At 71.4% G+C, this 12,449-nt stretch carries 11 protein-coding genes; 2 read left to right on the forward strand and 9 right to left on the reverse strand.

Features of this window, described 5'->3' with window-relative positions:
- Positions 1–331 precede the first annotated feature (331 nt).
- From QC029_RS19880 to thyX, 3 genes are all read right to left on the reverse strand, one after another.
- Entirely contained in the window at positions 332–2,017 is a 1,686-nt protein-coding gene (locus QC029_RS19880; protein ID WP_279557056.1) for a ribonuclease J, read from the reverse strand.
- A gap of 103 nt (positions 2,018–2,120) precedes the next feature.
- Positions 2,121–3,020 carry a 4-hydroxy-tetrahydrodipicolinate synthase gene (gene dapA, locus QC029_RS19885; RefSeq protein ID WP_279557057.1) on the reverse strand — a complete coding sequence of 300 codons (900 nt, stop codon included), beginning with the start codon at positions 3,018–3,020 and terminating at the stop codon, positions 2,121–2,123.
- A gap of 170 nt (positions 3,021–3,190) precedes the next feature.
- A complete protein-coding gene (thyX, locus tag QC029_RS19890) occupies positions 3,191–3,883 on the reverse strand; it encodes an FAD-dependent thymidylate synthase (RefSeq protein ID WP_279557101.1) in 693 nt (230 codons plus the stop codon).
- 256 nt (positions 3,884–4,139) lie between these two features.
- On the opposite strand from thyX, the gene QC029_RS19895 reads away from it, so the two are divergent.
- Both QC029_RS19895 and QC029_RS19900 read left to right on the forward strand, forming a co-directional pair.
- Positions 4,140–4,379 (forward strand): hypothetical protein, encoded by a 240-nt coding sequence (locus tag QC029_RS19895; protein WP_279557058.1) that lies wholly within the window; start codon positions 4,140–4,142, stop codon positions 4,377–4,379.
- Between the two features lie 52 nt (positions 4,380–4,431).
- Positions 4,432–4,983 (forward strand): hypothetical protein, encoded by a 552-nt coding sequence (locus tag QC029_RS19900; protein WP_279557102.1) that lies wholly within the window; start codon positions 4,432–4,434, stop codon positions 4,981–4,983.
- Between the two features lie 115 nt (positions 4,984–5,098).
- On the opposite strand, the gene QC029_RS19905 is transcribed toward QC029_RS19900, so the two are convergent.
- From QC029_RS19905 to eccD, 6 genes are all read right to left on the reverse strand, one after another.
- The gene (locus QC029_RS19905; RefSeq protein ID WP_279557059.1) at positions 5,099–5,557 is read right to left on the reverse strand and encodes a hypothetical protein; all 459 of its coding nucleotides are present in this window, start codon (positions 5,555–5,557) and stop codon (positions 5,099–5,101) included.
- A gap of 5 nt (positions 5,558–5,562) precedes the next feature.
- Positions 5,563–6,315 carry a 4-hydroxy-tetrahydrodipicolinate reductase gene (dapB, locus tag QC029_RS19910; RefSeq protein WP_279557060.1) on the reverse strand — a complete coding sequence of 251 codons (753 nt, stop codon included), beginning with the start codon at positions 6,313–6,315 and terminating at the stop codon, positions 5,563–5,565.
- Positions 6,316–6,359: 44 nt separating this feature from the next.
- On the reverse strand, positions 6,360–7,775 hold the full coding sequence (locus tag QC029_RS19915) for a pitrilysin family protein (protein WP_279557061.1): 1,416 nt from the start codon (positions 7,773–7,775) through the stop codon (positions 6,360–6,362).
- Positions 7,772–10,015: a polyribonucleotide nucleotidyltransferase gene (locus QC029_RS19920; protein WP_279557062.1), complete on the reverse strand. Its 2,244-nt coding sequence runs from the start codon at positions 10,013–10,015 to the stop codon at positions 7,772–7,774. Before QC029_RS19920 ends, QC029_RS19915 begins: the two co-directional genes overlap by 4 nt.
- Before the next feature lie 277 nt (positions 10,016–10,292).
- Complete coding sequence (rpsO, locus tag QC029_RS19925) at positions 10,293–10,580, reverse strand: 30S ribosomal protein S15 (RefSeq protein WP_279557063.1); 288 nt, start codon at positions 10,578–10,580, stop codon at positions 10,293–10,295.
- 228 nt (positions 10,581–10,808) lie between these two features.
- Positions 10,809–12,284 carry a type VII secretion integral membrane protein EccD gene (gene eccD, locus QC029_RS19930; RefSeq protein ID WP_279557064.1) on the reverse strand — a complete coding sequence of 492 codons (1,476 nt, stop codon included), beginning with the start codon at positions 12,282–12,284 and terminating at the stop codon, positions 10,809–10,811.
- Positions 12,285–12,449: the final 165 nt, after the last annotated feature.

Raw genomic sequence — 12,449 nt, forward strand, 5'->3', positions numbered from 1 at the left:
GTGTTTCAAAGGAACCTCGCCCCTCGGCCGTCTACTCGGCCGCGGGAACGGGGTATCAACATATCTGGCGTTGACTTTTGGCACGCTGTTGAGTTCTCAAGGAACGGACGCTTCCTTCGGCACCCCTCCCGGGGTCCCTCCGGGCGCTTCCCTTCGGTGTTTCCAACCTTACCAGAATCGTTTTCCGGTCCGTTTCCGTCCCGTTCATGATCCCGGCCACCGGGAGTCCTCCGGAGCAAGACTGCTTCCGGTTCCCGTTCGGCGGAGACTTAAACGTACTGGAGCGGGGCGCCCGGATGCAAATCCCGGTGCCCCGCCCCCTGTCGGGACCTCAGACCTCGACGACCACGGGGAGGATCATGGGCCGGCGACGGTAGTTGTCCGACACCCACCTGCCCACCACGCGGCGGATGAGCTGCTGCACCTGGTGCGGTTCGGAGATGCCGTCCTGGGCCGACTTGGCCAGCGCTTCGTCGATCTTGGGGATCACCGACTCGAAGTCGCTGTCGTCGATGCCCGAGCCCCGGGACTGGATGTGCGGACCACCGGTGATCTTGCCGGTGGTGCTGTCCACCACCACGAAGATCGAGATGATCCCCTCCTCCCCCAGGATGCGGCGGTCCTTCAGTGAGGACTCGGTGACGTCGCCGACCGACAGGCCGTCGACGTAGACGTAGCCCGCCTGGACCTTTCCGACGATCTTGGCCCTGCCGTCGACCAGGTCGACCACCACACCGTCCTCGGCGATGACGATGTGGTCCTTGGGCACACCGGTCTGTGCGCCCAGCTCCGCGTTGGCGCGCAGGTGGCGCCACTCGCCGTGGACCGGCATCAGGTTCTTCGGCTGGCAGATGTTGTAGAAGTACAGCAGCTCGCCCGCCGAGGCGTGGCCGGAGACGTGGACCTTGGCGTTGCCCTTGTGGACGACGTCGGCGCCCCACCGGGTCAGGCCGTTGATCACGCGGTAGACCGCGTTCTCGTTGCCCGGGATCAGCGAGGAGGCGAGGATCACCGTGTCGCCGGGGACGATGCGGATCTGGTGGTCTCGGTTGGCCATCCGCGACAGCGCCGCCATCGGCTCGCCCTGCGAGCCGGTGCAGACGAGCACCACCTCGTCGTCCGGCAGGTCGTCCAGCGTCTTCACGTCCACGACGAGGCCGGCGGGCACCTTGAGGTAGCCCAGGTCGCGGGCGATGCCCATGTTGCGGACCATCGACCGGCCGACGAAGGCGACGCGGCGGCCGTGCTCGTGGGCCGCGTCGAGGATCTGCTGGATGCGGTGGACGTGGCTGGCGAAGCTCGCCACGATGATGCGCTTCCGGGCTCCGGCGAAGACCTGGCGCAGCACCTGCGAGATGTCCCGCTCGTGCGGGGTGAAGCCGGGCACCTCGGCGTTGGTGGAGTCCGACAGCAGCAGGTCGATGCCCTCCTCGCCCAGGCGCGCGAAGGTGCGCAGGTCGGTGAGGCGGCGGTCCAGCGGAAGCTGGTCCATCTTGAAGTCGCCGGTGTGCACCGCCATGCCGGCGGGAGTCCGGACGGCGACGGCCAGCGCGTCCGGGATGGAGTGGTTGACCGCCACGAACTCGCAGTCGAAGGGGCCGATGCGCTCGCGGTTCCCCTCGGCCACCTCGAGGGTGTACGGGCGGATGCGGTGCTCCTGGAGCTTGGCCTCGATCAGGGCCAGGGTCAGCTTGGAGCCGATCAGCGGGATGTCGGGCTTCTCCCTCAGCAGGTACGGGACGCCGCCGATGTGGTCCTCGTGCCCGTGGGTCAGGACGATGCCGTCGATGTCGTCCAGCCGGTCCCTCACGGAGCTGAAGTCCGGGAGGATCAGGTCGACGCCGGGCTGTTCCTCCTCGGGGAAGAGGACGCCGCAGTCGACGATGAGCAGCCGGCCGCCGTACTCGAAGACGGTCATGTTGCGGCCGATCTCGCCGAGACCGCCCAGCGGGGTGACGCGCAGGCCGCCCTCGGGCAGCGGCGGCGGCGGGCCGAGTTCGGGATGCGGGTGGCTCAAAAGACTCTCCTCACCACGCGCGCCACGCGCCCCCGCGGGGCACGTGGCGCGCGATCGTCGTGCACTTGCAGTTGTTGGTCCGTATGTAGTTGTGAAGTCCGTGTCAGAGCTGTACCCCGCCCGCCGCGAGATCGCGCCTGAGCTGCTCGGTCTCCTCCGGGGTCAGCTCGACGAGCGGCATGCGCAGGGGACCGGCGGGCAGTCCCTGGAGGGCGAGGGCGGCCTTGGTGGTGATCACGCCCTGGGTGCGGAACATGCCGGTGAAGACCGGCAGCAGCTTCTGGTGGATCTCCGTCGCCTTGGTGACGTCGCCGCTGAGGTGGGCCTCCAGCATCGCGCGCAGTTCGGGGGCGACCACGTGGCCGACGACCGAGACGAAGCCGACCGCGCCGACGGACAGCAGCGGGAGGTTGAGCATGTCGTCCCCGCTGTACCAGGCGAGCCCGCTGCTCGCGATGGCCCAGCTCGCGCGGCCCAGGTCGCCCTTGGCGTCCTTGTTGGCGACGATCCTGGGGTGCTCGGCCAGCCGGACGATGGTCTCGGTGTTGATGGGGACGCCGCTGCGGCCGGGGATGTCGTAGAGCATGACCGGCAGGCCGGTGGCGTCGGCGATGGCGGTGAAGTGCCGGTACAGGCCCTCCTGCGGGGGCTTGCTGTAGTACGGCGTGACGGCCAGCAGGCCGTGGGCGCCCGCCCGCTCGGCCGCGCGGGCCAGTTCCAGGCTGTGCCGGGTGTCGTTGGTGCCGGCTCCGGCGACGACGTGGGCCCGGTCGCCGACCGCCTCGACCACGGCGCGTACGAGCTGGGCTTTCTCCGCATCGCTGGTGGTCGGGGACTCACCGGTGGTGCCGTTGACGATGATGCCGTCGTTGCCTGCGTCCACCAGGTGTACGGCGAGCCGCTGCGCGCCGTCGAGGTCGAGATCGCCGTCCGCGGTGAACGGCGTGACCATCGCGGTCAGGACCCGCCCGAAGGGCGTCTGCGGTGTGGAGGTCGGAGCCATGGGTCCCACGCTACTCGCAGCCTGCGGTGCGATGCTCCCTCGGGATGGGGTTGAGGAGCCCGGCACTGTCCGCTCGGGGGTTCAGACAGTGCCGGGTCCTTGGAAAGAGCGTAGACGAACCTTCCCAAAAGCCGCAATACGGACATCAATGGCGGCAGCCCGGGAACCCCCTAGGGAGCGACCCGCCCGTTGGCGTTGAACGCCGCGTGGGTGAGCGGCATGAGCCCGGCCCAGTGCTCCTCCATCCGCTCGGCGACCATCTCGATCTCCCGCTGCGGGAAGGAGGGCACCCGCGCCAGCTCGTGCTGGGTGCGCAGCCCCAGGAAGTGCATCAGCGAGCGGGCGTTGCAGGTGGCGTACATGGAGGAGTACAGGCCGACCGGGAGGGCGGCGCGGGCCACCTCGCGGGCGACGCCGGCGGCCAGCATCCCCTGGTACGCCTCGTAGGAACGGCGGTACGAGTCCTCCAGGGACTCGGTGACCAGCCGGTGCTGCTTCTCGGTGCCCTCGACGAACCGGTACTTGCCCGGGCGGCCCTCCTGCACCAGCCTGCGGGAGGCGTCGGGGACGTAGAAGACGGGCTCCAGCTCCCGGTAGCGGCCGGACTCCTCGTTGTAGGACCAGCCCACCCGGTGGCGGTGGAACTCGCGGAAGACGAACAGCGGCGCGCTGATGAAGAAGGTCATCGAGTTGTGCTCGAACGGACTGCCGTGCCGGTCGCGCATCAGGAAGTTGATCAGTCCCCTGGAGCGCTCCGGGTCCTTCTCCAGCTCGTCCAGGGACTGCTCGCCCGCGGTGGAGACCCGCGCCGCCCACAGCACGTCGGTGTCGGCGGCCGAGTGTTTGACCAGCTCGACGGTCATGTCACTGCGGAAGCGGAGGTCGGGGGCGTCGGACACCGGGGGGATCCTTCCAGTCGTGCCACGTCGGAACTCGGGGCGGCGGACAGCCTATGGCGGCGACGGCCGCGGGAGCGACTTCACCCCCTCGCGCGTCCTGCGGGCCCGGAAGCCGGCACAGTCACTGATATTTTGCTGCAAGCAGTCGAAAACGGGCACTTCCTCGAACGTCTGGACGTTCCCCCTGCGACAGTGCAGATCGCCGTTCAAGGAGCAGCAGATGGTCCGTCGCGAAGAGTCCGTGCCCTTCGCCTTCGTCGCCGAGTCCGGGCACTTCCACAGCAACGTCACGCCCCCGCGCCGCCGCCCCACCGGAGCCGACATGGCGGGCCGCGTGCTGCTGGGGCTGGTCGTGGTCGCCGGACTCGTCGGATCCCTGCTCCTGGGGGTGCCCGCCCTGGAGACGCCGCAGCCCCAGGACGGCAGGCCGGACCAGCCGACCGCCGCCGAGGGCCGCTGATAATCTCCTCGCTCACAGGCCCCCACCCACTGTGCCCGTGAGCGAGGATCCCGTGCCCCTGCACTTCCTGACGGCCGACGGCGAACTGGACGCCATCACCTCCGACGCACCGCTGCCGTACGAGGAGCGGGAGAGATGGCGGCGCCCTTACCGGCCCGGCCCCTGGCGTGTCGCCGGGGCGGCGCTGGCGCTGCTGCTCGCCGCCTACATGCTGATGTCCACCCTGGTCATCGCCATGGCCGGCACCCTCGTGGAGGCGGTCGTGTGCGTGGCCGTCGCGGCGCTGGTGATCACGTACGCCCTGCGCCTGCTGCGCGTGGGGGTCTGGGTCAGCGCCCACGGCATACGCCAGGTGGGCCTGTTCTCGACGACGACGGTGGCCTGGCGGGACGTCGCGGCCGTACGGACGGTGCAGCAGCCGGTGAAGTGGCTGGGCATGCCGCGTACCGTGCAGGGCCAGGCCCTGCTCGTCGAGCCGCGGGGCCGCGAGGCGCTGAGGCCGGTGCTGACCGACCACAACGCGGACTTCCTGTCGGCCTCCGACTCCTTCGACCAGGCCGCCGACGTGGTGGAGGGCTGGGCCGCGGAGAACCGCCGCCCGTAAGCCCTCCCCTCCCGCCACGGCCCCCGGCCCAGTCTCCGGGCCGGGGCCTTCCGGAATCCGTACGCAGCACCTCCGGGACGGCCCCGGAAACGCCTCGGAGCCGCTTCCGGGGCGCTCAGCCGGCGGTCTCCCGGACGGGCTTGCCGTCGTGCAGGGCGATGGCCCGCTGCATGGCCTTGCGGGCGCGCGGGGTGTCCCGGGCGTCGCGGTAGGCGACGGCCAGCCGGAACCAGCAGCGCCAGTCGTCCGGCGCCGCCTCGGCCTCCGCCTTGCGCCGGGCGAAGACCTCGTCCGCCGACTCCCTGTCCACGCGTCCGCCCGCCGTCCGCGCGGGCCCCTCCGGCAGCCCGCCCTCGGCCTCCAGCTCCCGCGCCAGCCGGTTGGCGTTCCGCGCGAAGCGGGTGTTGTGCCACAGGAACCAGGCGCCGACGCAGGGCAGCACGAAGGCCATCGCCCCCATCCCCATCGCGGCGGGCTCGCCCGTGCCCAGCAGCAGCACGCCCTCCAGGGCCACCACCGCGAAGACGACGACCAGCGAGACGGCGAGGAAGGCGTAGGTGATCTTTCCGCCCATGGGTGTCAGTCCAGGTCCAGGAAGTGCTCCAGCCCCACGGTGAGGCCGGGGGTGCCGACCACGCGGCGCACACCGAGCAGGATGCCGGGCATGAAGCTGCTGTGGTGCAGCGAGTCGTGGCGGATGGTGAGGGTCTCGCCGGTGTCGCCGAAGAGCACCTCCTGGTGCGCCAGCAGCCCGCGCAGCCGTACCGAGTGCACCGGGACCCCGTCCACGTCCGCGCCGCGGGCGCCGTCGAGGGCGGAGGTGGTGGCGTCGGGCTGCGGGGGGCAGCCCGCCTCGGCCCGGGCGGCGGCGATGAGCCGGGCGGTGCGGGCGGCGGTGCCGGAGGGGGCGTCGGCCTTGTTCGGGTGGTGCAGCTCGACCACCTCGGCGGACTCGAAGAAGCGGGCGGCCTGCTGGGCGAAGCGCATGGTCAGAACGGCGCCGATGGAGAAGTTCGGCGCGACCAGCACACCGGTGCCGGGGGACGCCTCCAGCCAGGTGCGCAGCCTCCCGAACCGCTCGTCGGTCCAGCCGGTGGTACCGACGACGCCGTGGACGCCGTGGCCGACGCAGAACTCGAGGTTGTCCATCACCGAGTCGGGGTGGGTCAGGTCCACCGCGACCTGGGCGCCGGCCTCGGTGAGCGCCTCCGGCTTGTCGTCCTTGTCCAGGGCCGCGACGAGCTCCATGTCGTCGGCGCCCTCCACGGCGCGTACGGCCTCGGAGCCGATCCGGCCCCTGGCGCCGAGGACTGCTACGCGGAGCTTGCTCATGTGCGTGTTCCCTTCACGGGTACGGGCCCGGCGAGGGCCTCGGGTCAGGCGACGGCTTCGTCCAGGCGGGCGCTCTGCCGGTCGGTCAGCGGGCCGATGACCGACAGCGAGGGCCGCCATCCCAGGATCTCGCGCGCCACCGAGCGGACGTCGTCCGGGGTGACGGAGGCGATCTTCGCGAGCATCCCGTCGACCGACAGCTGCTCGCCCCAGCACAGCTCGCCCTTGCCGATGTGGTTCATCAGCGCGCCGGTGTCCTCCAGGCCCAGGACCGTGGAGCCGGACACCTGCCCCACGGCGCGGTGCAGCTCCTCGTCGCCCAGGCCGTGCTCGGCGACGTGGTCGAGTTCGTCGCGGCAGATCTTCAGCACGTCGTGGACCAGGTTGGGACGGCAGCCCACGTACACGCCGAACAGGCCGCAGTCGGCGAAGCCGGAGGTGTAGGAGTACACGCTGTAGGCCAGTCCGCGCTTCTCCCGCACCTCCTGGAACAGGCGTGAGCTCATGCCCCCGCCGAGGGCCGCGCTGAGCACCTCCAGCGCCCAGCGGCGCTCGTCGGTGCGGGAGAGGCCCGGCATGCCCAGGACCATGTGGGCCTGCTCGGTGCCCCGGTCCAGCAGGTCGACACGGCCGGCGGTGCGGATGCGGCGCGAGCCGGCGCGGGGGGCGACGGGCTCGGCGTCGGCGCGGCTCAGAGCGCCCGCCCGCTCGAAGGCCTCGTGCACCTGGCGTACGACCGTGTCGTGGTCGAGGTTGCCCGCGGCGGCGACGACCAGGTGGGTCGGGTCGTAGTGCCTGCGGTAGAAGCGGGCGATGCGGTCGCGGGTCAGGGCGTTGATCGTCTCGGTGGTGCCCAGGACCGGGCGGCCCAGCGGGGTGTCGCCGAGCATGGTCTTGGCGAACAGGTCGTGGACGCAGTCCCCGGGGTCGTCCTCGGTCATGGCGATCTCTTCCAGGACGACGTTGCGCTCGGCGTCGACGTCCTCGGCCCTGATCAGCGAGCCGGTCAGCATGTCGCAGACGACGTCGACCGCCAGCGGCAGGTCGGTGTCCAGGACCCGGGCGTAGTAGCAGGTGAACTCCTTCGCCGTGAAGGCGTTCATCTCGCCGCCGACCGCGTCGATCTCCGCGGAGATGTCCAGGGCGCTGCGCCGTCCGGTGCCCTTGAAGAGCAGGTGCTCCAGGTAGTGGGTGGCGCCGTTGAGCGCGGGCGTCTCGTCGCGGGAGCCGACCCTCGCCCAGATGCCGAAGGTGGCGGAGCGGACGGTCGGCACGGACTCGGTGACGACGCGCAGGCCGCCGGGGAGCACGGTCTTGCGGACGGTTCCCGCGCTGTTCCCGGAGGCCGACGGGGCGGCGGTCCACGACCGCGCGGAGGGGCCGGAGGCCGGATGGGCACGGGCGACGGCCCGCCCCACCGTGGCGGTGGGGCGGGCCGTCGTACGGGGCGTGCGCGTCACTTGGTCGCAGCGTCCTTCGCGTCGGCGTCGGCGTCGGCGGTCTCGCCGCCTTCCTTCTCGTCCTCGTCGAGGACCGGGATCAGCGACAGCTTGCCGCGCTGGTCGATCTCGGCGATCTCGACCTGGACCTTCTGGCCGACCCCCAGCACGTCCTCGACGTTCTCCACGCGCTTGCCGCCGGCGAGCTTGCGGATCTGCGAGATGTGCAGCAGGCCGTCCTTGCCCGGGAGCAGGGAGACGAAGGCACCGAAGGTGGTGGTCTTCACGACCGTGCCCAGGTAGCGCTCGCCCACCTCGGGCATCGTCGGGTTGGCGATGCCGTTGATGGTGGCGCGGGCGGCCTCGGCGGCCGGGCCGTCGGCGGCGCCGATGTAGATGGTGCCGTCGTCCTCGATGGTGATGTCGGCGCCGGTGTCCTCCTGGATCTGGTTGATCATCTTGCCCTTGGGGCCGATGACCTCGCCGATCTTGTCGACCGGGATCTTCACGGTGATGATCCGCGGCGCGTTGGGGGACATCTCGTCCGGGACGTCGATGGCCTCGTTCATCACGTCCAGGATGTGCAGGCGGGCGTCGCGGGCCTGCTTGAGGGCCGCGGCCAGCACGGAGGCCGGGATGCCGTCCAGCTTGGTGTCGAGCTGGAGGGCGGTGACGAACTGGCGGGTGCCGGCGACCTTGAAGTCCATGTCGCCGAAGGCGTCCTCCGCACCGAGGATGTCGGTGAGGGTGACGTAGTGGGTCTCGCCCTCGATCTCCTGGGAGATCAGGCCCATGGCGATGCCGGCGACCGGCGCCTTGAGCGGCACGCCGGCGTTCAGCAGCGACATGGTGGAGGCGCAGACCGCGCCCATGGACGTCGAGCCGTTGGAGCCCAGCGCCTCGGAGACCTGGCGGATGGCGTAGGGGAACTCCTCGCGCGAGGGCAGCACCGGGACGAGCGCCCGCTCGGCCAGCGCGCCGTGGCCGATCTCGCGGCGCTTGGGGGAGCCGACGCGGCCGGTCTCGCCGGTGGAGTACGGCGGGAAGTTGTAGTTGTGCATGTAGCGCTTGCGCGTCACCGGCGAGAGGGTGTCGAGCTGCTGCTCCATGCGGAGCATGTTGAGGGTGGTGACACCCAGGATCTGGGTCTCGCCGCGCTCGAACAGCGCCGAACCGTGCACCCGCGGGATCGCCTCGACCTCGGCGGCCAGGGTGCGGATGTCGGTGAGCCCGCGGCCGTCGATGCGCTTCTTCTCCTTGATGACGCGCTCGCGGACCAGGGCCTTGGTCAGCGAGCGGTACGCCGCGGAGATCTCCTTCTCGCGCCCCTCGAACTGCGGCAGCAGCTTCTCGGCGGCCAGCGCCTTGACGCGGTCCAGCTCGGCCTCGCGGTCCAGCTTGCCGCCGATGGTGAGGGCCTGGGCCAGCTCGTCGCGGACGGCCTCGGTCAGCGCCTCGTACACGTCGTCCTGGTAGTCCAGGTAGATCGGGAACTCGGCGACCGGCTTGGCGGCCTTGGCGGCCAGGTCCGACTGGGCCCTGCACAGGGTCTTGATGAAGGGCTTGGCGGCCTCCAGGCCGGCGGCGACGACCTCCTCGGTCGGCGCCTCGGCGCCGCCCTTGACCAGCTCGACGGTCCTCTCGGTGGCCTCGGCCTCGACCATCATGATCGCCACGTCGCCGTCGGGCAGGACACGGCCGGCGACGACCATGTCGAAGACGGCCTCCTCCAGCTCGGTGTGGGTGGGGAAGGCCACCCACTGGCCGCGGATCAGGGCGACGCGGGTGCCGCCCACGGGCCCGGAGAAGGGCAGCCCGGCCAGCTGCGTGGAGCAGGAGGCGGCGTTGATGGCGACCACGTCGTACAGGTGGTCGGGGTTGAGCGCGAGGATCGTCTCGACGATCTGGATCTCGTTGCGCAGGCCCTTCTTGAAGGAGGGGCGCAGCGGGCGGTCGATCAGGCGGCAGGTGAGGATCGCGTCCTCGCTCGGGCGGCCCTCGCGACGGAAGAAGGAGCCGGGGATCTTGCCCGCGGCGTACATCCGCTCCTCGACGTCGACCGTCAGGGGGAAGAAGTCCAGCTGCTCCTTGGGGTGCTTCGAGGCGGTGGTGGCCGACAGCACCATGGTGTCGTCGTCCAGGTAGGCCACGGCGGAGCCGGCGGCCTGGCGGGCCAGGCGGCCCGTCTCGAAGCGGATGGTGCGGGTGCCGAAGGAACCGTTGTCGATGACGGCCTCGGCGTAGTGGGTCTCGTTCTCCACCAGGGAATTCTCCTCGTCTGCGTCTCCGCCCGTGTGGCGGGGACGGTGGCGGTGGAGCGTCTTCCCGTACGGGCCGGTCTTCGATCGAAGCTCCCGGGACCTTTTTCTCCCGGGGGCCACTACCGAGGACCGGCGGCGTGAAGGCGCTCCCCCTCGTTCCGTATGTCGTTGTGGGACCAGAGTACAAAGCTTCCGGTCCCCGTGAGAGCCCGTGAGGTGCCGCGAGTACGGCAAAGGGAGCGGTCCCCTCTCCGGGGACCGCTCCCTTCACGGCGTGCTACCGGGCGCCGGCCGCGCCGCGGCGGATGCCCAGGCGCTCGACCAGCGCGCGGAAGCGCTGGATGTCCTTCTTCGCCAGGTACTGCAGCAGGCGGCGGCGCTGGCCGACCAGCAGCAGCAGACCACGGCGGGAGTGGTGGTCGTGCTTGTGGGTCTTCAGGTGCTCGGTGAGGTCCGAGATGCGGCGGGTGAGCAGCGCGACCTGGACCTCGGGGGAGCCGGTGTCGCCCTCCTTGGTGGCGAACTCGGTCATGATCTGCTTCTTCGTAGCGGCGTCGAGCGACACGCGATACTCCTTGGGTTCTTCGTCGAGGCCACCGAGTGCCCCTGGTCTTCCGCTCAGGGGATCTTCCACGACTCGGGAGGCGGGGTCCGCTGGGCGCTGCCTCCAGGTGCTCCCGGAAGACGCGTACGCAAACGGCCGTCGACCACCCTACCAGTCGTGCGACGGATCGCTCACCGCAGGTCAGCGCCGGGCGGTCCGGACGGTGATCCTGACGGCGGTCCGGAGCCGTCAGCCGGTCATGCTCCGGGCGGCGGAGTAGGCGTCCAGCACGGCCAGGCACAGCGGGACCAGGGACAGCAGGACGAAGCCCTCGGCGAAGTCGAGGAAGCGGCCCCAGAAAGGAGTGACGCCGCGCCGCGGCACGATCAGCCCGATGGCCGTGGCCAGGGCCGCCGCGCCGGCCAGGGCGGCCGACAGCCAGATGGTGCGCAGGTCCAGCGGGCCGCCGTCCCCGGTCAGCAGTTCGCGCACCAGGTCGGCGGGCGGGTTGAGGGCCAGGCCCAGGACGAGCAGGGCGAGGGCGGCCAGGCCCGCGGCGAGGGTGCAGGCGACCTGGGCGGTGTAGCGGAACAGGCGGGCGCGCGTCAGCGTCCCCAGGCCGGCGGCCAGGGCGAGGAGCTGTCCCCAGCCGGAGTCGGAGAAGCCCAGCACCGCGGCCGAGGCGACGGTGACGGCCGCGCAGCCGCCGACGAGGCCCAGCAGCGTCTCGTGGCCGCGGCGGGCCTGGGCGGCGATGCGGTCCGCGTCGACGGGACCGGCGGTGTCGGGGACGGCGTCGGGGTCCTCGTCATAGCGCATGCCGCCGGTGCGCGGCGCGTTGTAGCCGATGGGGAGCCGGGCGAAGCGGGCGGACAGGCCGGGCAGGAAGGCGATGGCGCCGATCGCGACGGGAACGCACACGGCCGCGGTCTCCACCGGGCTCAGCTCGGTGAGGATGGCGGTGAAGGTGGCCAGGGTGCCGACGGTGGAGGCGAAGGCGGCGGCGACGAACGGGCCCTCCCCGCCGGGCGTGGCGGCGATCAGGGAGACGGACGCGACGAGCACGGCCACGCACCCGAGCAGGAACTGCAGTCTGCCGACGCCGCCGCCGTCCTCCAGGGGCAGCAGCCCGGACCCGGCGATCATCACGTGCGGCAGGGCGGCGAGCCCGAGCGCGATCGCGGCGGGGCGGTCGTCGTACACCCGCGCTCGTACCGCCGCGAAGGCGACGAGGAGCACTCCGGTGACGGCGGCGAGGATGCCCGGCAGGCTGTGCATGTCGTGGCGGACGGGGTCGGCGAACCACAGCACGAAGGCCATGAGCGACAGCAGCACCACGCCGCCGACCAGCCCGGCTCCGCGCATCAGGTCGTCGCTCCACATCCTGCGGTCCTTCGAGACCGCGGAGGCGACCGCGTCGGAGACGTCGTCGAAGACGGCCGGGGGCAGCGACTCGGCGAACGGGCGGAGGCTGAGGACCTCGCCGTCCAGGACGCGCTGGGCGGCGAAGGAGCGGGCGCTGTCGAGCACGCTGCCGTCGCGGCGCACCAGGTGGTAGCCGACGGGCGCGCCCTCGGCGGGGGTCTGGCCGCTGAGGCGGAGGATCTCGGGGTGGATGTCGGCGACGGGCACGTCCTCGGGGAGGGCCACGTCGATGCGGCTGTCGGGTGCGACGATGGTGACCCGGCAGAAACCGGTGGCGGCCGCCGGTGCAGTCGTACTCACCTTGAGATCCCCCTCGTGGGCTGCTCACTGGCTCCATGACCGCGCGCGGGCCGTCCGCGGGACCCCACGGTCCGCCGCGGTTCCTCACCGGCGGCCGGCCGTTCACGCTGCGCGTATGTCGCGCGACACCCTACCGCCCTCGGCCGTTGCGCACTGCCAGTAGGA

Source organism: Streptomyces sp. DH37 (assembly GCF_029813835.1).
In the GTDB taxonomy this organism is placed as follows: Bacteria; Actinomycetota; Actinomycetes; order Streptomycetales; family Streptomycetaceae; genus Streptomyces.

Coding starts and splice junctions, on each gene's coding strand:
- dapA (WP_279557057.1), bottom strand. CDS start 3,020: ATGGCTCCGACCTCCACACCGCAGACGCCCTTCGGGCGGGTCCTGACC.
- thyX (WP_279557101.1), bottom strand. CDS start 3,883: ATGACCGTCGAGCTGGTCAAACACTCGGCCGCCGACACCGACGTGCTG.
- QC029_RS19895 (WP_279557058.1), top strand. CDS start 4,140: ATGGTCCGTCGCGAAGAGTCCGTGCCCTTCGCCTTCGTCGCCGAGTCC.
- QC029_RS19905 (WP_279557059.1), bottom strand. CDS start 5,557: ATGGGCGGAAAGATCACCTACGCCTTCCTCGCCGTCTCGCTGGTCGTC.
- dapB (WP_279557060.1), bottom strand. CDS start 6,315: ATGAGCAAGCTCCGCGTAGCAGTCCTCGGCGCCAGGGGCCGGATCGGC.